The 21,171-nt window shown below is 60.8% G+C and carries 22 protein-coding genes; 20 read left to right on the top strand and 2 right to left on the bottom strand.

Annotated features, from left to right (window positions below):
• Positions 1–66 precede the first annotated feature (66 nt).
• Complete coding sequence (locus ACFQZG_RS00800; protein ID WP_378149163.1) at positions 67–972, top strand: sigma-70 family RNA polymerase sigma factor; 906 nt, start codon at positions 67–69, stop codon at positions 970–972.
• Here the strand turns inward: ACFQZG_RS00800 and ACFQZG_RS00795 are convergent.
• Positions 951–1,529 (bottom strand): TetR/AcrR family transcriptional regulator, encoded by a 579-nt coding sequence (locus ACFQZG_RS00795; RefSeq protein ID WP_378149162.1) that lies wholly within the window; start codon positions 1,527–1,529, stop codon positions 951–953. The two genes, ACFQZG_RS00800 and ACFQZG_RS00795, sit on opposite strands and share 22 nt — an antisense overlap.
• 167 nt (positions 1,530–1,696) lie before the next feature.
• On the opposite strand from ACFQZG_RS00795, the gene ACFQZG_RS00790 reads away from it, so the two are divergent.
• From ACFQZG_RS00790 to ACFQZG_RS00725, 14 genes are all read left to right on the top strand, one after another.
• Positions 1,697–2,437, top strand: a complete 741-nt coding sequence (locus tag ACFQZG_RS00790; RefSeq protein ID WP_378149160.1) for an SDR family oxidoreductase — start codon at positions 1,697–1,699, stop codon at positions 2,435–2,437.
• Positions 2,438–2,664: 227 nt separating this feature from the next.
• Positions 2,665–3,918: an AMP-binding protein gene (locus ACFQZG_RS00785; RefSeq protein WP_378149158.1), complete on the top strand. Its 1,254-nt coding sequence runs from the start codon at positions 2,665–2,667 to the stop codon at positions 3,916–3,918.
• A gap of 5 nt (positions 3,919–3,923) precedes the next feature.
• Positions 3,924–4,193, top strand: a complete 270-nt coding sequence (locus ACFQZG_RS00780; protein WP_378149156.1) for a phosphopantetheine-binding protein — start codon at positions 3,924–3,926, stop codon at positions 4,191–4,193.
• Positions 4,190–5,245, top strand: coding sequence for a Gfo/Idh/MocA family protein (locus ACFQZG_RS00775; protein ID WP_378149155.1), 1,056 nt, complete (start codon positions 4,190–4,192; stop codon positions 5,243–5,245). Before ACFQZG_RS00780 ends, ACFQZG_RS00775 begins: the two co-directional genes overlap by 4 nt.
• Positions 5,208–6,365, top strand: coding sequence for a DegT/DnrJ/EryC1/StrS family aminotransferase (locus ACFQZG_RS00770; protein ID WP_378149153.1), 1,158 nt, complete (start codon positions 5,208–5,210; stop codon positions 6,363–6,365). Before ACFQZG_RS00775 ends, ACFQZG_RS00770 begins: the two co-directional genes overlap by 38 nt.
• Before the next feature lie 29 nt (positions 6,366–6,394).
• Entirely contained in the window at positions 6,395–6,667 is a 273-nt protein-coding gene (locus ACFQZG_RS00765) for an acyl carrier protein (protein WP_378149152.1), read from the top strand.
• Entirely contained in the window at positions 6,664–7,623 is a 960-nt protein-coding gene (locus tag ACFQZG_RS00760; protein ID WP_378149151.1) for a DUF6005 family protein, read from the top strand. The genes ACFQZG_RS00765 and ACFQZG_RS00760 overlap by 4 nt, the downstream gene beginning before the upstream one ends.
• Positions 7,607–8,977 carry a glycosyltransferase gene (locus ACFQZG_RS00755; RefSeq protein WP_378149150.1) on the top strand — a complete coding sequence of 457 codons (1,371 nt, stop codon included), beginning with the start codon at positions 7,607–7,609 and terminating at the stop codon, positions 8,975–8,977. The genes ACFQZG_RS00760 and ACFQZG_RS00755 overlap by 17 nt, the downstream gene beginning before the upstream one ends.
• Positions 8,964–10,751, top strand: a complete 1,788-nt coding sequence (locus ACFQZG_RS00750) for an ABC transporter ATP-binding protein (RefSeq protein ID WP_378149149.1) — start codon at positions 8,964–8,966, stop codon at positions 10,749–10,751. The genes ACFQZG_RS00755 and ACFQZG_RS00750 overlap by 14 nt, the downstream gene beginning before the upstream one ends.
• Positions 10,748–12,337 (top strand): class I adenylate-forming enzyme family protein, encoded by a 1,590-nt coding sequence (locus ACFQZG_RS00745; RefSeq protein WP_378149148.1) that lies wholly within the window; start codon positions 10,748–10,750, stop codon positions 12,335–12,337. Before ACFQZG_RS00750 ends, ACFQZG_RS00745 begins: the two co-directional genes overlap by 4 nt.
• On the top strand, positions 12,291–12,554 hold the full coding sequence (locus tag ACFQZG_RS00740; RefSeq protein ID WP_378149146.1) for an acyl carrier protein: 264 nt from the start codon (positions 12,291–12,293) through the stop codon (positions 12,552–12,554). The genes ACFQZG_RS00745 and ACFQZG_RS00740 overlap by 47 nt, the downstream gene beginning before the upstream one ends.
• On the top strand, positions 12,551–13,693 hold the full coding sequence (locus ACFQZG_RS00735) for a hypothetical protein (RefSeq protein ID WP_378149144.1): 1,143 nt from the start codon (positions 12,551–12,553) through the stop codon (positions 13,691–13,693). Before ACFQZG_RS00740 ends, ACFQZG_RS00735 begins: the two co-directional genes overlap by 4 nt.
• Positions 13,694–13,725: 32 nt before the next feature.
• Complete coding sequence (locus tag ACFQZG_RS00730; RefSeq protein ID WP_378149143.1) at positions 13,726–14,679, top strand: hypothetical protein; 954 nt, start codon at positions 13,726–13,728, stop codon at positions 14,677–14,679.
• Positions 14,669–15,535: a sugar phosphate isomerase/epimerase family protein gene (locus ACFQZG_RS00725; RefSeq protein ID WP_378149141.1), complete on the top strand. Its 867-nt coding sequence runs from the start codon at positions 14,669–14,671 to the stop codon at positions 15,533–15,535. The genes ACFQZG_RS00730 and ACFQZG_RS00725 overlap by 11 nt, the downstream gene beginning before the upstream one ends.
• A 6-nt stretch (positions 15,536–15,541) precedes the next feature.
• On the opposite strand, the gene ACFQZG_RS00720 is transcribed toward ACFQZG_RS00725, so the two are convergent.
• Positions 15,542–16,363, bottom strand: a complete 822-nt coding sequence (locus ACFQZG_RS00720) for a helix-turn-helix transcriptional regulator (protein WP_378149139.1) — start codon at positions 16,361–16,363, stop codon at positions 15,542–15,544.
• 102 nt (positions 16,364–16,465) lie between these two features.
• Between ACFQZG_RS00720 and ACFQZG_RS00715 the strand changes: the two genes are divergently transcribed.
• From ACFQZG_RS00715 to ACFQZG_RS00695, 5 genes are all read left to right on the top strand, one after another.
• Positions 16,466–16,738 carry an acyl carrier protein gene (locus ACFQZG_RS00715; RefSeq protein ID WP_378149138.1) on the top strand — a complete coding sequence of 91 codons (273 nt, stop codon included), beginning with the start codon at positions 16,466–16,468 and terminating at the stop codon, positions 16,736–16,738.
• A gap of 39 nt (positions 16,739–16,777) precedes the next feature.
• Complete coding sequence (locus ACFQZG_RS00710; RefSeq protein WP_378149136.1) at positions 16,778–17,845, top strand: hypothetical protein; 1,068 nt, start codon at positions 16,778–16,780, stop codon at positions 17,843–17,845.
• The gene (locus tag ACFQZG_RS00705; RefSeq protein WP_378149134.1) at positions 17,823–18,977 is read left to right on the top strand and encodes an amino acid--ACP ligase; all 1,155 of its coding nucleotides are present in this window, start codon (positions 17,823–17,825) and stop codon (positions 18,975–18,977) included. Before ACFQZG_RS00710 ends, ACFQZG_RS00705 begins: the two co-directional genes overlap by 23 nt.
• Positions 18,978–19,126: 149 nt before the next feature.
• Positions 19,127–19,702, top strand: a complete 576-nt coding sequence (locus ACFQZG_RS00700) for a TetR/AcrR family transcriptional regulator (RefSeq protein ID WP_378149132.1) — start codon at positions 19,127–19,129, stop codon at positions 19,700–19,702.
• 86 nt (positions 19,703–19,788) lie between these two features.
• Positions 19,789–21,162 carry an MFS transporter gene (locus tag ACFQZG_RS00695; protein WP_378149131.1) on the top strand — a complete coding sequence of 458 codons (1,374 nt, stop codon included), beginning with the start codon at positions 19,789–19,791 and terminating at the stop codon, positions 21,160–21,162.
• Positions 21,163–21,171: the final 9 nt, after the last annotated feature.

Raw genomic sequence — 21,171 nt, 5'->3', positions numbered from 1 at the left:
TCGTTATATGATCGACCTCAATTCTGCTCTGATGGGGGAATAGACCGAATAAGGATGGATAAGGCCATGCAGGAAATGTACGCGAAATATAAGGGGCTGCTGTTCAAGCTGGCCTATCAGATGACGGGATCCGTATCGGACGCCGAAGACATCGTCCAAGACGTCTTCCTGAAAGCATACGACGTGCCCCCGGAGAAGCTGACCGAACCGAAAGCCTATCTGTGCAAAATGGTCGCGAACCGCTGCCGCGATCTGTATAAGACGGCGCGCAGACAGCGGGAGCAATATTACGGCGAATGGCTTCCCGAGCCGTTCCATAGCGCGGATAACGATACGATGGATGCGGTCTTGCAGGGAGATTTGCTATCCTATGGCATGCTCGTTCTGTTGGAGAGGCTTACGCCTTCCGAGAGGGTCGTGTTCGTGATGCGCGAAGCGCTCGGCTTCGATTACGGCGAGATCGCCGGGTTGACGGACAAGAGCGAGACGAATTGCCGCAAGCTGTACAGCCGGGCAAGCGCGAAGCTGGGGCATGGCGACGAGGACGCCGTCGCCGCGACGGAGCCTGCGACCGAAGCTTGGGTGCGGCGATTCCTTGACGCGTTGAAGGCGGGGAATACGGAGCGGATCGTGTCGATGCTCGGTCAAGACGTCGTCTCGATCTCCGACGGGGGAGGGAAAGCCGCCGCGGCCCTCGAGCCGATCGGGACGCCGGAGGCGGTCGCCCGCATGCTGACCGGTCCGCTGCGCCTAGCCGCGACCGTGAACGGAGAGGTTCGGTTCGAGCTGGTCCTCTTGAACGGACAGCCGAGTATCGTCGCGCGATCGGAAGAGGGCGTCGTTCATACGGCGGGGATGCTTCAGGTCGAGAACGGCGCGCTGCGCAGGCTGTTCTTCGTCCGCAATCCGGACAAGCTGCGGCACGTCGACGAGAAGCGAGAGGAAGACGGCTACCCGGAGCCGTCGAGTTGAAGCTTCCCGAACAGCTCCCATGCTTGGTCGGCCATTATCCGCGGAGGTATGGGCATTCCGCTCAAGATCCACCACTCCACGACGCCGTATAACGCGGAGGCGGTGAACGGCACGGCGATCCGGCGTTGCTCGTCCTCGAGCTCCGGCAGCTTTCCCAGCTTCTCCGCGATATTGTCCGAAGCGATGCGCAGCATTCGTTCCCGGAACAGGGCGGACTTCGGGTTGGCCAGCATCGTCGAGAAGAAGGCGAAGTTGTCTTGGATATATGCGAATATCGGATGAAGCGAGCCGATCAGATCGATCGGTTCCCCGTTCTGGCGGTGTGGTCCGCATAGCGCGAACATGCGGTTCAGATGTTCCTCGATGCATCGGTCGAGCAGGTCGTATTTGTCCGCGTAATGCAAATACACCGTGCCGCGGTTCACGTTGGCCGACTCGGCGATCTCGTTGATCGTGATCTGCTCGAACGGCTTGCGCGCGAACAGCTCCAGGAACGCGCTCTCGATCGCTTGCTTCGTACGCAATACGCGTCTGTCCGGTCTCGTATCTGCTGCCAAAAGCAGTGGCCTCCTTCCGTTAGTAGACAATTCGACGGCGAATGTCGGATATCGCACACATTCGCCTGTATTAACGATTGTATTGGCATTGCCTCTCCCTATAATGATAATCAACAGCTGTTGGATATACAACATCAGTTGAATCGAATGCGAGGGAGAGATCGAAGATGACGGATCAGACAAAGAAGGTCGTCGTCGTTACGGGGGCGTCCAGCGGCATCGGAGAAGCGACGGCGAAGCTGCTGGCGCGCGGAGGAGCCAAGGTGGTGTTGGCGGCCCGAAGAGAAGATCGTTTGCGGGAGTTGGCCGACGAGATCGCGCGGGAAGGCGGTCAAGCCGCGTACCGGGTTACGGACGTGACATCGCGGGAAGACATGCTGGAGTTGGCCCGATTCGCGATTCAGCGTTACGGTCGGATCGACGTGCTCGTCAACAACGCCGGCATCATGCCCAACTCGTCGTTGAACGAACTGAAGGTAGAGGAATGGGACAAGATGATCGACGTCAACGTGAAGGGCGTCCTGTACGGCATCGCCGCCATGTTGCCGATCATGCGGGAGCAGCGTTCGGGGCATATCGTCAATCTGTCGTCGGTCGCCGGATACCACGTCTATCCGACGTCAGCCGTCTACAGCGCCACGAAGTTCGCCGTCCGGGCGATCTCCGAAGGACTGCGCCAAGAGGAGTCGCCGGCTTCCGGCATCCGCTCGACGGTCGTCTCGCCGGGTTTCACGGATACCGAGCTGACGAATACGATCACGACGCCCGAGATCAAGGCGATGGCCGATCGGATGAGCGGCGTGGCGATTTCGCCCTCGCATATCGCTAAGGCGATCGCGTACGCCATCGATCAGCCGGGCGACGTCAGCGTGAACGAGATCGTCGTGCGTCCGACCGCGCTGCCTTAATTCAGGTTCATTACTACCGTCGTAATAGCGGAAGGCAATGCTACTAAACCGGCTCAGGAACATAGAGAGGAATAGAAGAGGCTGTCTCTTGGTCATCCGATGGATGACGGAGAGACGGCCTCTTCGTCATGGGAGATCGATTGCTGAATTTACGACTAAATTCTGAAGAATCATGAATTGTTCGGACTTAAGGGACGCCCTAAAATGGGAGAAAAAGGAGGTGGATGATGAACGGATTCGCGTTACGGGTCGATGGTACGGTCTATGGCCGGGTAGAACTGGACGAGCGAATCAGAGAGTTGAGAATGGCGGACGTCTGCCGTTCTCCGGAAGGCAAGAGATTCGCGATCGTCTTCCGGCATCCGATGGACGTGCTGGCCGCCGCGATCTACTTCCGGAACGCCGGCGCTTCGATTTTGCTGCTTGGCGGCGATACGCCCTATGCGCGGGCGATCGAAATCGCGTCCGCGGCAGGCTGCAATGCCTTGTTGTTCGGATCGCCTTCGCAAGCCGTCCGATTGGTCGGAGGGTCGGACCCACGGATGCCGTTCGCCCCCGCGCTATGTCAATACAGCTCGGGAACGACCGGCGCTCCGAAGCTCGTCGTCAGGCCTTGGACGGACATCGACGGCGAGATCGAGAGCTACAATCTCAGACTGGCGCCATCGGGAGGAGAGTCTCCGCTCGTCCTTGTGCCGGTGACCCATTCTTACGGCTTGATCGCGGGGGTACTCGCAGGGTTGGCGAGAGGCGCGTCGCCGCACGTCGTCCGGATGAACAATCCGAAGTCTGCGCTGCGCCGATTGAGAGAGGAACCGGATGCGATCGTCTATGCCGTTCCTTTTCTCTATCAGCTGCTGGACGCCTTAAGCAAGGGCGAAGCGAGATATCGCAAAGCCGTAAGCTCCGGGGCCCCGTTAACGGGGGCATTGCTCGCGAGAATGAAGCAATCCGCCGGCGAAGTATGGCAGCAGTACGGCTGCTCGGAATGCGGCTGCATCTCGCTCGGCAGAGATCCCGCCGCGCCGGAAGACGTCGGACAACCCTTATCCCATCTCTCCGCGGAAGCGGAGGAAGGCGCGGACCGAGAGATCGTCGTCACGGCCGGCGCTCGCGCGATTCGAACGGGCGACTCGGGTTACGTCTCGCCGGACGGGCGATTGCACGTGCTGGGAAGACTGGACGATCTCATCAACGTGTCCGGACAGAAGGTCATGCCGTCCGAGATCGAGACCGTGATCGGAAGCATGCCGGGCGTCCGGGAAGTCGTCGTCTACGGTTCAACGCATCCCGTGTGGGGCGAAGCCGTCAGCGCGATCGCCGTCGCGGAAGGCGGCGTGAGCAAGGAGGGGGTCCGGGAGTTCTGCGCGCAGCGGCTTCCGGCGTACAAAGTCCCTTACGCGGTAAGGTTCGTCGATGAAATCCCGCGCCCGCCTTCGGGCAAAATCAGCCGGAGGTACATCCGGCAACGAGAGGAATGAACAGGATGGATACGCAAGCGATGGAAGAGACATTGCGGAGAATCATCTCGGAGGATCTGGACGTCGCCGTACCCGAGCGACTGAACCCGGAGGACAGGCTCAACGAAGATCTGAACCTCGATTCGATCATGGTGCTGCAACTGGCCGTCTATATCGAGGAAGCGTTCGAAGTATCGATTCCCGAAGAGGAAGTCGATCCCGCCGTATTCGCGACGGTCGGTTCGTTGACCGGCTTCATCGTTCGCTTGCAAGGCGTCGGAGCGGGCGAACGATGAGCCCGATTCGGCTCGGCATCGCGGGCTTCGGGAGAATCGCGGAGCTGACCCACCTTCCGCTAATCGGCAAGATGGAAGCGTATCGCGCGGTCGGCGCGTTCGACGTGACGCCGCAGCGGCGCGCGCTGGCGGAGAAGCGGGGTCTGGCCGTCTACGCGCAGCTTGAAGACCTGCTGGCGAGCGACGCGGACGCCATCTTGATCGCGACGCCGCCGGGCAGCCATTATCGCATAGCGGAGCAAGCGCTCCTTAGCGGCAAGCACGTCCTCGTCGAGAAGCCGATAACGCTGCACGCGGAAGAAGCGGTCGAGCTGAAGCGATTGGCACAGAAGCAAGGGAAACACGTGACCGTCTTCCATAACAAACGGTTCGACGACGATCTTCGTCTCGTGCGGGAGATCATCGGGAGCGGCCGGCTCGGAAGCATACAGTACGTCGAACGTCGATGCCATCAATTCGGATCGGGCGCGTCGTTCGGGGTTCAATCGTTCCATCCCGGCTGGCGCAATGAAACCGCTTACGGCGGCGGAGCGCTCATGGACTGGGGGGTGCATCTCGTCGACCAGCTGTTGCAACTGAAGCTGGGGAACTGGGTATCGCTCGAAGCCTCGGCGCATCGGCTGCGCTGGATGCGGGGGGACGCGGAGGATTGCGTCAATGCCCGGATCAAGCTGGATAACGGCATCGTTCTGGCGATGGACATTCACTTCGGCTCGCACGCCTCTGCGCCGTTATGGATCGTAGGCGGAGAGCTCGGCACGTTGACGGTGGCGAGCGCCCGAGAGGCGACGCTCCATATCGCCGGGCAACAACCGGCGGTCCCGGCGGAGCCTTCGTCCTCGGACGGGAACGCCTACCGTCGGGATATGGACGGCGTGAAGCGAATCTACGCTTCGTTCGCGAGGAAGCTGGCGGGCGAGGGCGAATCGGAAGTGACGTTGGACGAGGCGATCGACGGCATGCGCGTATTGGACGCGATCCGTACGGCCGCCGACGAGAAGAGGGAGGTACGGCATGGGCATTTTATTCTCGGCGCCTCAATCGGAATTTGAACTCATACGCGATCAATGGATCGCAGCGGTCTGCGAATTGGCCGGCAAAGGCGTGTTCGTAGGCGGACCCGCGATCACGGAATTCGAATCGGCGTTCGCCAGGTACGCCGGCGCGGCGGGAGCCGCGGGGGTCGGCAACGGCACGGATGCCATCTTCCTCGTCCTGAAGGCGCTCGGCATCGGCGCCGGCGACGAAGTCATTACGGCGGCCAACACGTTCGTGGCCACGGTCGAAGCGATCCATCATACGGGAGCGACTCCGGTGCTCGTCGACTGCGATCCCGACAGCTACTTGCTCGACTTCGAACAAGTCGAGCACAAGGTGACTCCGCGCACGAAGGCGATCATTCCCGTCCATCTGTACGGGCAAATGGTCGACGTCGAGCCTTGGGTGACCTGGGCGAAGGACCGGGGAATCGCGATCGTCGAAGACAGCGCGCAAGCGGCCGGGGCCAGATTGAACGGCAAGCACGCGGGTTCGATCGGAACAGCCGGTTGCTTCAGCTTCTACCCGGACAAAAATCTGGGCGCGCTCGGCGACGGAGGCGCGATCGTCTCCTCGAATCCGGAGCTGTTGACGGAAATCCGCAAGCTGCGCAATCATGGCGGCGAGACGAGGTACACGCACGAGATTCCCGGCTTCAACAGCCGTCTCGACGCGATTCAGGCGATCGCGCTAAGCCTGAAGCTGGCACGATTGGACGAATGGTCCGAGCATAGGAGGCGCATCGCCGGCTTGTACGAGCGATACCTCGGGGGCATTCCCGAGATCGTGATGCCCGTGAGCCGAGGAGACGAGAGCCACGTCCATCATCTCTACGTGGTCCGTCTTCCGGCGGAGCATCGGGACGACGTTCGGAAGTCGCTGCAGAAGAAGGGGATCCTGACGGCGGTCCAATATCCGCTGCCGATTCATCTGTTGCCCGCGTTCCGGCATCTCGGTTATTCGCGAGGCGATTTCCCCGTCGCGGAACATTGCGCGGAGCGAATCGTATCGCTGCCTATTCATATCGGCATGGACGAGGAGTCCGTCGCGTTCGTCTCTGAGCAGCTGAAGGAAGCGATCGCTCGATCGCGTCATCCGCAGCCGCATGCCGCAAGCAAACGGGCATCGTCCTGAAAGGTATCGAACCCCAGAGGAGGTTAATCATGATCGCTTCGGATCGCGCTCGCATCGTCGAAGCATTGATCGTCCGCGTCGCGGAATTGGTAGACGATCCCGAGCTGAAGGATAAGCTGCAGCCCGACTCCACGATGGAGGAGGCGGGAATCGATTCCATTCTGTTCCTGAACTTGATCCTGTACGCCGAGTCGGCATTCGAGGTCGCGTTCCGCGACGACGAGCTGTCCGGGATCCGGGTCGGTACGCTTAGCCAGCTTGCCGATCGCATCCACGGCAAACGGACGGTGACGAGCCGATGAGCAAGCCGCCCATCCATTGCTTGATGGATTGCCTTGCCTTGGCGGTGAAGACGGCTACGGAATTCGATCCTCGCCCGGCTTATCTCGGCATCTGGAACGCCCCGTTCCTGGCGGACGAGAACGGCTTCCGGTACTACTCCGAGACGATCGATCCGGATACGGAGTTCCGTCAGTTCGAGAGCTTGTACGGGAACGGCATTCAGAGATGGAACGACCCGACGATGAGCAAGGACGACCACTATCGGCAGCTGGTGCGCCATAGCGAGAGCGCGGCGCGATTCGGAACGGTCGTCACGTTGGTCGATCTCTATTACATGCCTTATTCGGCGATCTGCTACAGGCAGAAGCATCTGCCGCATATCGTCATCGTTAGGCTTCTGGACAACGGCGATTGGTACGTCAGGGATCCGTTCTTCGAGTGGGAAGGGAACGTGGCGAACGCCGTGCTGCAGGACGCGCACACCTGCGAGCGTCTGAGCGCGGGCGTCACCGTCGACGGCCGTCTGCTGCGCGCGCCGGGGCCGGTTCGCATCGCTCGTACGTTCCGCGAGCAATTGTCGATGGACGAGAGCCCGCTCGTCGCGTTCGTCGACGCTTATCTGCGGCAGATCGCGGAAGGCGTGCCCGGCTATTCCGCCCAGACGCTCTACGCTTCGATCGGACAGGTCGGCATCGTCGCGAAGCGTTGGAAAGCGTTCGGACTCGTCGGCGAATACTTCTCCGATCAAGGCGGAGGCGATTCCCGGGAACTCGAGAAAACGATGGAGTCTCTGATGCTGAAATGGGAGAATTTCGTTCTCACCATCGTGCGCCTAGGCGTGTTAGGCAAGCACGAGAAGCTCGCCGATGCCCGGATCAAGCTAGGCGAGATCGCGGCTCTCGAACGCGAGACGAAGCTTCGCTTGCAAGAGATCTTCGAGAAGTGGGAGGCGGCGAACCGTGAATCCATCGCCTAGCAAGCCGCGCATCGGTTGCTCCGGCGGTTCGGCCAAGCGGCTCAACGAGCGCGCGATCGACAGCCAGTGGGTGCGATATCTGACCGAGCACGCAGAGGTCGAAGCGTTGCAGCCGCTGACGTTGTTCCGCATGCTCGGGGGATCGATCGAGCGGTTCCTGCGCGATTATCCGCGATCGCTGGAGCGACTGGCCGAGGAGCTCGGGGAACTGAGGGAGAGAACGGGGCTGCGCTCGATCTACATGAACGTACCGGCGCTCGTTCCTTATCTGCTGATGGGCCGGGCGTACGGCGGCATCGATCTCGGCTTCCTGTTCATCGCGCATTCGATAGGGTCCGAATGGTGGCTGCGGCAATGGCTGGCGATCGCCCCGTTGTTGAACGCCAGGGACGTGGTGCTCGCCTCCTCGAACGCCAGCCTGACGGCGTTGCGGCGCATCTCCGACCGGTTCGGCATCGCCCGCTTGATTCCTCTGTGCGCGGATACGCGCGACCGCTCGTCGATCGGCCCGGCAATCGCCGCGCGCGAAGGCAGGCGGCTGCTCTCGATCGGCAGGCTGGAAGACGTGAAGAACATCGATAGCCTGCTGCGGGCGTTCGCGGCGATCCGAAGCCGGCTGCCTGACGCGGAGCTGACGATCGCGGGCGACTATACGGGTGCGGATCAAGACCAGATCGAGCGGTACCGGGAGCTGCTGAATGGTCTCGTCGGACGGCTCGGCCTGGAGGTGAGCGTCGCTTTCGCCGGTCCGGTCGAAGGCGAGGCGAAGGAACGGTTGTTCGAACGTTCGGATCTGCTGCTCAATCTATCGACGGATCCGGGAGAGACGTTCGGCTACAACTTGATCGAGGCCAAGCAGTGGGGCATGCCGGCGATCTGCGTCAATTGGAACGGCTTCCGGGACGTCGTCGCGCACGGCGAAGACGGCTACCTAATCGATTGCGATTGGGGGGGAGACCTCCCGATCGTCGACGAGGCGCGAACCGCCGACGTCGTGTTGCGGGTACTGAAGGACGATACGCTTAGGGCCGCATTATCCCGAAGAGCCGCGCAGCGGGCGCTATCCTTCGATTACCGCGCGGTCTTCCCGTCCGTTATCGCCGCGATCGCGGCTTCGGAGGCGATCCCCGGAGCGATCGCCAAGCATCCGGACGTACTCGGCCTTCTGAATCGGAGAATGTCCGAGCTCACGATGGAGTACCGGATGGAACATATGCTCAGGCTGCCTTTCGCGAATGAACGGATGATCGATATCGTATCCGGCCGATCGGCCGTGCCGCTCCGCGATTGGATGCCGGCGGTTCGGCCGATCATCGGCCACTATGCGGGGAGGATTGCCCATGCAGAGCGTTAGACTGTTCAGGCGTCTGCTGCCGCACGTACGGATTCGGTGGCGCCTGACGCTGCTCGCCTACGCGTGCGTGTTCTTGAATCTGACCTTCCAACTGTTGCAGCCTTACGTCTTCCTCTTGCTGATAGACAAGGTGCTCATCGGCGGAGAGGACGACTGGCTGACGCCGCTGCTCGCCGCGTCCGGCGGCTTGGCGCTCGGCTCGGCCGCGCTCGGTTCGGTCCAAGCGGGCTTGTTCCGCTACCTCGGCATTCGGCATACGCTCGACGTGAGGGAGACGATCTTGGCCCGCTTGCGTCGGATACCGATGACGGAGATCGAACGGCAAGGCGCGGGCAAATATTCGGCGCTCATGGGCATGGACACGGCGACGATGGGCAACTTCCTCAATCACGTCGTGATGGAGTTGGCGTCGCAATGGTACTCGCTTCTGTTCGCGCTATCGGTTATTTTCTACATCGATTGGCAGCTCGGCATCGCGGCGCTCGCTTTCGTGCCGGTTCTGCTGGCCATTCCGCGCCTATACCGCGGAGCGATCGCCCGCAACACCGGCTTCGTTCGAACGCACAACGAGGAGATCGGCACCCATCTGTTCGAGAGCATCGAGGGCTCTAGGGAAATCCGGGTCCACGGCCTGGAGCAATGGGAGAACCGGCGCAACGAGCGCATGTATCGGAATCTCGTGAGAGCGAGCGTCAAGGATACGCTGTATCGCGTGTTATCGGGCCATTCCGGAGCGCTCGCGGTCAGCGCGATCGTGTTGCTGCTCTACGGCGTGGGCTCCGGCCGGGTGCTGGACGGCACGATGACGATCGGGACGCTCGTCGCCCTCGTCCAATACTTCAATAACGCGCTCGCGCCCGTCCAAGCGATGAACCACTTCGTCGGCGAGCTGCAGGCGGCCGAGGTCGCGATGCGCAGAATCGAAGAGTTCCTGAACACGCCGGAGGAACCGATCTCGGGCGCGGAAGGACCGGTTCGCGGAGAAGAGAGCTTCCATCCAACGATCGAGGCGGAAGGCTTGCATTCGACGTACGGGGAGCAAGAGATCCTGCGGGATATCGGCTTCCGGGCGCAAGCGGGCATGACCGCCGCATTCGTCGGCAGGAGCGGATCGGGCAAAAGCACGCTGTTCCGCGTCATTCTCGGATTCATGCCCCTTACCGCGGGGACGATCCGGCTCGGAGGCATCCGGAACGCGGAGTGGACGAGGGACTTCCTAACCCGCCGCGTCGGCGTCGTTTTCCAGGAAAGCTTCCTGTTCGCGGGAACGATCCGCGACAATATCGCCCTCGGCCGTCTGGACGCTTCCGACGAAGAAATCTACGAAGCGGCCGAACGGGCCGACTTGCGGACGTTGATCGACGCTCTCCCGGACGGCATGCATACGGAGGTAGGGCATCGCGGATCGTTGTTGTCCGGCGGACAGCGCCAGAAGGTAGCAATCGCGCGCGCGATCTTGCAGCGGCCGGACATCCTCATCTTGGACGAGCCGACCTCGGCGTTGGACCGCGCTTCGGAAGAGCGCGTTCTGCGCGCGTTAGCCCGGTTGATGGACGGCAAGCTCACGTTGATCTCCACCCACAGGCTGGCGACGGTCGAGAACGCCGACGCCATCTATGTCATGGAGCAAGGCCGGATCGTGGACAGAGGCCGTCACCGCGAATTGGTCGATCGCGGCGCGACGGCTTACCTGGACATGTTGGCCCGTCAACAGCGATCGGATGAAGTTCATGCCGCGCCGCATCCGGTCGAGAGCCGGCAGGTGCCGGTATGACGGCGGGCTTGTTAGCCGGCTTGTTCGAGCGTACCGCCCGTTCCGATCGGGGATTCCGTTACGGGGCGGAGGAAGCCGGCTTGTTCGTCAGCTACGCCGACTTACTCTCGGAAGCGCGCTCGCTTGCCGCGGCGTTAGGCCGACTGGATCAGCGGCCGAGATTCATCGCCGCGATCTGGATGGAGCCGTCGCCTAGTTGCTACGCGGCGTTCATGGCCGTCGTGCTGGCGAACGGCATCCCCGTTCCGCTGCACGGCAGCGCTAGCGCGGACCAAGTCTCGGACGCCCTGGAGAAGCTGGAAGCCGAGGTGCTGCTCACTGTCCGTTCCCGATGGCTGCCGGTTACCGGATCGGACGGACTCGCCCGCGCGTCTGCCGCGGGGACGATCGTCGTGGACGGACAGACGGGCGAGCCTTACGAGGCGGCGCGCGATACGAGCCGCGGCAGGCGGGCGCGTTCTTACGAGCCGCCTGCGGAGACGGCCGTCGTGTTCATGTCTTCGGGATCGACGGGCAAACCGAAAGGGATCCTGCTGTCCGAACGCAATCTGCTGTCCAACCTTGCGTCCATCCAAGCCAGCCTGCGATTGACGGAAGCGGATACCGTACTGATGACCAAGTCGTTCGGCTACAGCTCGACGATTACCGGCGAATGGCTGCTGGCTTTGCAAGCCGGCATGCACATCGCGCTGGCGCCCGGACTGCTGCATCCGCTGCAGCTCGTGCGCGAGATCAAGCGTTCTCGGCCGACTTTCCTATGCACGGTGCCGGCCGTCTTGCTGCCCCTCGCCAAGTCGAGCCGATGGGACGCGCGGGATCTGGCCAGTCTGGCGAAGCTGATCGTCGTCGGCGCGGCCATGCCGTCGGAGACGCTGCTGAGGCTGAGCGAGAGGTTGCCGGAGGTCGAGATCATGCCTTGTTACGGACTGACGGAAGCTTCTCCGCGCGTTACTTGCCTTCCGGCCAGGCAATTGGCTGCCAGACCGTCGTCCGCGGGAGCGGCCATCCCCGGCGTCGCGATCTCGATTCGCCGAGACGGAATGACGGTCGCGCCGGGCGAGGAAGGAGAGCTTTACGTGAACGGGCCTAACGTCATGCTTGGCTATTATGATGACGACCAACGAACTTCTTATGCGTTGACCGTTCACGGGTTAAGGACGATGGACAGGGGATACATGGACGAAGACGGCTATCTGTTCCTGTCCGGAAGATCGGACAGCGCCTTCAACGTAGCCGGGCATCTCTTCCATCCCGAGACGCTGGAGCGAACGCTGCTCTCGCATCCGGCCGTCCGCGAGGCGGCGGTAACGGGAGTTCCGGATCCGATAGCCGGCCAACGGCCGGTCGCGTACGTCATACCGGAACGGCTATCGCTCGATGAAGCGCAGGCGCTGGCCGCGGAGTTGCACGCTTATTGCTTGAACCGAATGTCGGCCGAAGGGCGACCGAAGGACATCGCGGTCGTCGGTGAGCTTCCCCGGACGCCTTCGGGCAAAGCCGATCGCAAGGCGATCCAACAGATGGCAAAGGAGAGAGATTATGATTCGCGAGACGGAGCAATCGCGGCTGGAACGGACGGTCGTTGAGATCATGGGCCAACTGGTCAAACGCGATCCGGAAGAGATCGGAATGGAGGACTCGTTGCTGAACGACCTGCAATTGGATTCGCTGCACGTTCTCGAATTGATGACGTTGCTGGAGCAGCGGTTCGGCTTCGAGACGGAAGCGGAGGATCTGCAGCCGAGCGTGTTCCTAACGGTGAACTCGGTCGTTCGTTTCGTGCGAGGCAGAGTCGCTTCTTGACCGCCGAGACGTTGCAACGACGGTTGGATCTGTTGGCGCAGGAAGCGGCGGAGCGGTACCCGTACTACGGCCATTTGCAAGGCCCCGACGTTCGGTTCGAGCGGCTTCCCTTGATGGACAAGGCTACGATCAACGACAACCGGGCGCAGCTGGAACGGCCTCCGGCAGGAGCGGCGATAATCGAGTCGCATACGTCCGGCAGCACGGGCACGCCGTTCCGGTGCCTGAAGACGAAGGAGGAGCAGCTCGCATTGTCGATGGCGATTCAACGGAGAAGGCTGCAATGGGGATTGCCGCTGAATCACCGAACCTTGCTGATCGGCAACTCGCTGTTCGCCGATCCGCGAATGGTCGCGCTGTACGCGAACCAGATCGCGAGCCAATCGCCGCATCTCGTCCAAGGCCGCTGTTCGGGGCTATACGAGCTGGCTGCCTATTACGAGCGGAACAAGCTGGATATTCCGCCTTCCCTGGCGTGCGTCCAGAATTGGGGGGAGTACGTACACCCCGCCCAGAAGGAAGAGATCGAACGCATCTTCGGGGTCCCGTTGCTGGACTATTACGGCATGGAAGAGATCTGGATGATCGCGTTCACCAATCCGGCGGGCGAGCTGGAGATCGACGAGCGCCACGTGTTCGTCGAGGCTCTGGATCCGGGAACCGGACAACCCGTTCCGGAAGGAGAGATCGGAGAGCTGGCGGTGACGTCCTTCGTCCTCAGAAGCTTGCCGTTCCTACGTTATCGGACGGGCGATCTGGGGCGCGTGACGCGCGGGAAGGGACAACGCGGCGCCGTGCTCGAGTTGCTGCCGATGCGTCAATCCCATATCAAGCTGCGCGGCAAGCAGGTCAACGCTTCCGTGCTGAGATTCTTGGACCGGTTCTACCAGTCGCTCGCGGCGGATCGGGGAATGAAGCAGTTCCAATTGATTCAGGAATCGTACGTATCTTTCATATTGCGCGTCGTCGCCGATACGTCGGCCGACGGGGAATGGCGGGAGGAGGCGCGCAAGCTGGAGCAGTTATTGAAGCAATGCCTGCTGACGGACGAACTGACGATCGCGATCGAACGGGTGGCGGCCATCGCGCCGCATCCGGTCAGCGGCAAGTATCAGCCGTTCGTCAGCAGCGTACCTTGATTGTCATCCCTGCGGATCGAGGAGGTAATCGCATGAGCGTTCCAATCGCGTCATCCGCCGGCACCGTCCGGCTCGCCGCGCTCGAGTGCGCGGCATCTTGCGCCGTATCCGCCTTGGCCATCCGGGGCATGGATCCCCGCGGCTTCCTGCTCGGCTATTGGCATATCGCGTATTACGACGGCATGCTCATGTCCGCTAAGAACATCAAATGGATCGATCTCGCCTACGAATACGGCGTTAGTGCGACGTTCACCTCCGGATCGCCGGAGAATCTTCGCGAGCTCATCGACGATGGAGACATGGCGATCGTGCTGTGCACGGCTTCCAAGCTCTCGTTCTTCCCCCCGTCGATGCTCGGATTCGAATCCGCCGGATTCTATCATTGCGTCCTTCTGCACCGCCGCGGCGAACGTCCGGACAGCTACCTCGTCGTCGATCCCGTCGCGGATTACGCCGGAGAGACCACGGAGCAAGAGTTGACAGAAGCAAGCGTCCGCGCCGGACAGTTCGTATACTGCCGGTTATCTTTCGACTCTTCGTATCGCCGACCGTCGGCGAGAGAGTCCTTCCTTAAGGAAGCGGCGGCCAACCTTGCGTCGTACGAGAAGAGCGGCGCCGCTGCATTCGAGAGCTTCCGGTCCTATGCCGCGGACTTCGAGACCTGGGATGCCGCAACGAGACTGGCTTGGGCGGATCGAAACGCTATCGCCTTGTCGGCGTTGATCCGCATGCGCACGCTCGTCTGGCAGAGCTACGAGGATACCGGACTGCTGACGGTCGACGAACTCGAGGAAGGCCGCTCGAAGCTGGGAGACGTCGTGCGCGCATGGATGAGCATCAACCTGCTATTCGTCAAGATCGGCAGACGAGTCTCCGCCGGCGGGCATGCCGAACCGCTCGCGCGGCTAACGATCGCCGCGGAGCAGGCGGAGATGCGGCTGCTCGCTTATCTCGCCGCGAGGGAGCTGATCCCGAATGAGAATTAATCTATGCACGATCTCTTTCCGGCACGAGCTTGCGTCGTTCAACGAATTGTTGGACTTCGCCGCGCGAACCGGCTTCTCCGGCATCGAGCTATGGAGCGTCCATGCGGCGGCGATCGCCCGAGGCATGCCGCTGCAGGGAGCAAGAGACGTCAGGAACATGCGCCGCCGAGGGATCGAGGTGGCCATGATCAGCGGATACGTCCGCTTGCTGCCGGACGATGACGACGGGTTCGAAGAGTCCGATAAGGAGTGGCGCCGCTTGTTGGCGTTGGCCAGGTTGTTCGAGACGGACAAGGTTCGCATCTTCGCCGGCAACCGATCGAGCATGGCCGCTTCGGAGAGCGATTGGACGACCTGCGCAGGACGATTGCGTCAGCTTGCGCAGGACGCGTCGCGGCAAGGAATCCGAACCGTCGTCGAGACGCATCCGGGGACGCTCGCGGACGGCCTGGACGCCGCGTTACGGTTAATTCGCGACGTCCGTCACCCGAATCTGTCGATCAATCTCGACTTCCTTCATCTATGGGAGGCCGGCGACAGCATCGTCGAAGCCTACCGCCTTCTTCGGCCCTGGACCGTCCATTACCATTGCAAGAACATCCGAGACCGCAAGGCGCTGTCCGTATTCGAGCCGGATAACGTGTACTCCCCGGGCGGAACCCGCGCTGGCATGGTTCCGCTATCGGAGGGGGCGGTCGATTACGCAGAAATCCTGACGTTACTGAACGAAGACGGTGGCGATCCGTCTATCTCCCTGGAATGGTTCGGGAACGATTCCTTCCGCTATCTCGCGAAGGAGATCGCCTGGATCCGCGGCATCCGCGGAGAGGCTCGCGGCAATCTGGCCATACGATAGCCCCGTTCATAGGTTCAACGTTCCGGTTCTCTTGCTCCTTCTGTACTCCAGCGGCGTCATGCCGACCTTGGCTTTCACCATGCTCGTGAAATTGCCCGGGTTGCGGATGCCGACTTGCTCGCAGATCCGCTTCACTTGGTCGTCCGTATTCTCCAAGTACGTCAACGCCATGTTCATGCGCAGCTCGTTCAGATGCCGAATCGGCGACACGCCGAAGATCTGGCTGAATTCCTGGCAGAAGTAATTCGGATTGTAACCGACCGCTCCCGCGATTTCCTGCAGCGACAGGTCCGGATTCGCCAGATGCTTGCGCATGTATCGGACCGCGTAGACGATCGGCAAGCCGGTCTTCTTGCGTTGAACGGATTTGGCCGGCGCGGGCCGGGGCTTGTCCGGACCGTCCGCTTCGACGTTCAGGAAGCATTCGCATAGCAGGGAGAAGAGGAGGCCGGATACGCGGACGCCGTTGCCCGGCTCCGACTGGCGGCGGTAGCCTTGAATGAGCGTCAACAGACGCTTGGAGAGCGCCGTGGCGGAGAAGACGAAGCATCCCGCGAAGTCCGGAAGGTCTTGCAGCATAGAAGACTGGAAACGCAGGCATCGAAGGAAGTGCGGATTGTGCGAGGTTAGCCGCACCGGTTGCTTCGGCATGACGAGCAACAGCTGCGCCCGCGCGATGGTTCTGTCGCGATCGCTGACGCTGCAAGCGAACGCTTGCTGCTGCGTCCACAACAATTGGAACGACGAGCTTGTCCATTTTTCCTCTTGAATGGCTTCGAATCTCTCGAATTGCACGGGAAGCATAGCGGAAAAATGCCGTTCGTACATGAACTGTCCCCCTTCGTTAACGTGATTAACGATCGCAAGGTGTCGGATTCCGCAAGTAACTGTATTATAGCCTATCTAAAATCGGGTGAAGGAGCGAACTTCATGTCGAAAGATCCGGAAAGAGACAAAGTCGTCCTGTATTTGAAGGGAAAAATCGCCGAAATCACGGAAAATCCCGAATTGGAGCAAGGAGCGGACGTTCATGCCCTGATTCGGGACATGGGGATGGATTCGCTCAGAATCGTCCAGTTGATCGTCCATATCGAGCAGCGGTTCCAAATCTCGTTCGAGGACGAAGAGCTCGTCATCGACTTCTTCTCCACGATCGACCAATTCGCCTCGAGCATCGCCAAGAAGAGAGCTTGTCCGGCCTGACCCGAATCGTACGTTACGATGCGAAGGAGGAATCTTCCCATGATGATGAAGCGGCTTCCGGTTAACGACCACGATTACGTCACTTATCCGAACATAGCCAATCTGTTCAGCGTTATCGGCATCCGCGAGGAGACGATGCCCTGGATCTACACGAACTTCATCCAGCTCGTGTGGTTCGATTCGCTGCGGAAGATCGACTACACGAACAAGCTGGACAGCTTCTTCGATCCGCTCCTGTTCGACTGTCCTTGGCTGAACATTCAGTTCATCCATCGGAACACGATTTCCCGGGTATGGGACGGCAGCTTCGCGCGATTCGCCGTCGATGCCATCGATCGGGGGGAATACGTGTATTTCGTCGCCGATCAGAAGTATATCGCCCAATCCGAAGCTTACGGCAAACATCCGCACAATCACGATATGTTCATCTACGGTTACGATACGGCAACGGGTTCGTTCAACATCTCGGACAATCTGAAGCATGGGAAGTATACCCGGACGGAATGCGGGTTCGACGAGATGGAACTGGCCTACGCTCATGCGGACGCCGACCGGGATTGGTTCGATTCGCGGGTCATGACCGTGTCGTTCAAGCCGAAGACGTATTTCCAATACGAACGGTATCTCGTGTTCGATTCGGTGTCCGTGGCCCATTCCCTGAACCGATACCTCCATTCCTTGAAGCCGGTCTCCTATATGTGCATGGAGAATACGTACGGAATCGCCGTCTACGAGAGGCTTCAAGAATACTTGCTCGCGCTGAAGCAAGAGCGGGAAGTCGTCGACGTTCGGCTGCTGCACATCGTCCACGAGCACAAGAAGATGATGCGGCGCCGTATCCGGTATATGCTCGATCATGGCTATCTCTTGGACGAGAGCCTCGAGACTTCGTACGCGAACGTGGAGAAGGAGCACGGCATCTGGATCGGGCTGATGCTGAAGTACGCGGTGACCGGCGACGGCAAGATGCTCGATCGGATCGGTGGCGCTCTCGCGGAGTGTTCCGCGACGGAGAAGGAATTGCTCGGCCGCGTCGTCGCAACGGTCAATCATCGACAAGTATTCTATCAAGGAGGGCGCGTCCATGACCATCCGGCTGTCCTATAAGGACAAGCTATCGAGGAATCAAGCCGAGTCGTTGGCAGGCAAGCTCGTCTATAGCATCGAGGGAATTCGCCGATGCGGCATGGACGAAGCAGCAGAGGAGATTTACGCCGAGCCGATCGAGGAGTCCCGCTCGGGCGAGATCGCCGAGACGATCGCCGCGATGCTCGAGGAGGAACGGGGAATCCGTACGCTCGGAAGCCGAACGGTTCGGGATTATAGCCGGCCGGCCCAAGGCGGAGAACGTCGGCTTCTCGTTCACGACGGGCATCGGGAAGATACGTCCCCGGTAGACGTCGGCGTGAAGAAGGATTCCGCGGTCGAGCTCGTCCGGCTGCTCGACGGCTTATTCCTGCGGTACGCGGTCAGGAGGAAGGCGGCGCAGAGACAATATCCGTCGATGATCGCCTTGGGAACGTTGGAGAAGTGCGGCTACGTACGTTCGTTCCCTCAGAATCTGTTCACGGTATCGGAGTTCCCTCATCGGTATCGTACGCTGAGGCAAGTGAAGGAAGCGGCCGACCCGACGTCCCTGACCCGTCCGAGCCGTTATGCGCTGTCGCCGGCCGTCTGCTTCCATTGCTACGAGGAGCTGGCGGGAACCGCGCTCGCCGGGCCGACGCTATTAACCGCCTCGGGCGCATGCTTCCGCCATGAAGCGCCGTGGAGAGTGGGCGGACATCGGCTGAACGAGTTCGGCATGCGCGAGGTCGTGTTCGTGGGCGAAGCCGGTTTCGTGGAGGAAGAGAGAAACTGGTGGATGGAGGAGATCGGCGCGTTATTCCGCGAGCTGGGGCTGAAGGGCATCATGGCGACGGCCAACGACCCGTTCTACTTCTCCGAAGACGCGATGAAGAGCCAGCACCAGAAGATGGCGAACATGAAATACGAGCTCATCGTCGAAGACCGCCGGGGGAATTCTTACTCGATCGCTTCGTTCAATAACATGAGCGACTCGCTGTGCAAGCCGTTCTCCGTCGTCGCCCCTTCGGGCGCCGCGCATCATTCGGGCTGCGTGGCTTTCGGGATCGACAGGTGGGCGTACGCCTTGCTGACCGAGTACGGAACGCTGGACGAATGGCCGGCGGGCGTGAGGGACGTGCTCGAAGGCAAAGCGCGAATGCTCGCCGAGTAGTCGCGCCCAATCGCAAGCGAAGAGACGCGAAGCCGCCCGCGAAGGCGGCTTTCGCGTTTCCGCTCATGCAGAACGCGTACTGCGAAATCAATTCTTTACCGATCGTTCTACATATGCTATGATGGGTTGCATCGGGAGGTGACGAGCGCATGGCGAGAACGAAGGAATTCGACGAGGACGCGGTATTGCTCAAGGCGATGAAGCTGTTCTGGGAGAAGGGCTACGAGAAAACCTCCATCATGGACCTTGTCTCGCATATGGGCATTCATAAGAAAAGCATCTACGACACGTTCGGCGACAAGCATTCGCTGTACGTCAAGGCGTTGCAGCGCTATGGCCGCATGCTGCGGGAGAGACGTCAGATCTACGAAGCGATGCCCCCGGTCGAAGCCATCCGCGCGTTGCTCGAGCGGACGATCAGACGGGATGAAGGGGAAAAGCCATTAGGTTGCTTCGTCGTGAATACCGCCGTGGAGCTGGGCTTGCACGATTCCGAATGCAAATCCTGGGTGAACGAGTGGGCGGTCGATTACGAGCGGATGATCCGGGATCTGATCGCGAAAGGCCAGCAGGCGGGAGAGATTAACCGGACGCTCGACGCGGATACGATGTCTTGTTTCATTCATAACGCAATGGTTGGCTTGCGCGTGAAGGTGAAGACGATCGACGACCGGGAGAAGCTGCAGCGCGTGATCGACACGACGATGGCGATGTTACGACCTTGACCGAGTAGGATAGGCGAACGCGCCTCGTCATTTTTACAGCCATAATTGAACGATCGTTCTACAAAACCGAGAAAGCGGTGAATCGCATGTCCAAATCCATATCCGCGGCAGCAACCGCGAACGCAGCCGTGCAATCCAATATCCGGGAAGGGCTCGTGACCGCGCTTCTCGGCTTGTCGATGGTGCTGGTCATTATGAACACGATGATGTTCAACATGGCTCTCCCGAGCGTCGCCGTCGACTTCGGATTATCCGCTTCGTCGACGTCCTGGATCGTAACGGGTTATTCCATCGTCTTCGCGATCGCATCGATTACGTACAGCCGGTTGTCCGACTTCGTGCCGATACGCAGACTGTTCGTCTTCGCGCTCGTCTCGTTCAGCGCGGCGGCGATCGCGGGTCTATTCAGCGACAGCTTCTTGGCGCTCTTGCTCGTGCGTCTCGTGCAAGCGTCCGGAGCGGGCGCCATACCGGCGCTATCGCTCGTGCTCGTCACGCGGTACGTGCCGCAGCAGCGGCGCGGCAAAGCGATGGCGATGATCATGTCGGCCGCATCGCTGGGACTCGGGCTCGGTCCTGTCGTCGGCGGGGCGATCGTCGAATATTGGGGCTGGCATTACCTGTTCGCGATTACGGCCGTAACGATCGTGCTCGTACCGTTGCTCGCGGGACTGCTTCCGAAGGAGAAGCCGACGGCAGGCACGTTCGACTTCGCGGGAGCGCTGTTCGTCGGTATCGGAACGACGGGGCTGCTGCTGTTCCTGACGAATCATTCGGTCATCGCGCTAGCCGCCGGCGTCGTATCGCTCGTCTTGTTCGTCGTTCGCATTCGCAAGGCGCGCGATCCGTTCGTGCAGCCGGCCTTGTTCCGCAACCGCGGCTACATGCTGCTTAGCGTCGTCGGGATGACCGCCTATCTATCCAGCTTCAGCACGCTGTACCTGATGCCTCAAATTCTCGTCGGCCAATACGAATTAAGCGCTATCGAGTCCGGTCTCGTTCTGTTCCCGGGAACGCTGCTCGCTTTCTTCGTCTCCCGTCGAGTCGGCAAGTTCATCGATCGCCAGGGCAATCGGACGATTCTCCGGTTCGTGCCGTGGATCGTGCTCGCTTCCGTCATCCTGTTCGCCTTGTTGTCCGGGACGTCGTACGTCGCCATCATGCTCGTCTTCCTGCTCTTAAGCGTCGGATTCACGATCATCAGCAGCAGCGTCTCGAACGAGATGTCGCGCGTGCTGAAGCCGGCCCAGATCGGTTCCGGGCTAGGGCTGTTCCAGCTGCTGCAGTTTTTCAGCGGGGCGTTCGCCGTCGCGGCGTCGGCCAGCGCGATGTCCTGGCAGCGCGAGCTTCCTCCGTTCACCGCCTACGGCAACATTTACTGGGGACTGACGGTCATCGTGCTCGTCTCGATCGGCTGCGCTTATGCGTATACCCGCGGTCATGCGCGAAGCGGCACGTAACGAATTTAT

Origin of the sequence: Cohnella sp. GCM10027633 (assembly GCF_042675445.1) — a bacterium.
Taxonomy (GTDB): Bacteria; Bacillota; Bacilli; order Paenibacillales; family Paenibacillaceae; genus Cohnella.
The sequence above is the reverse complement of the archived record's forward strand: the minus strand, read 5'-3'. Positions and strand labels throughout refer to the sequence as shown.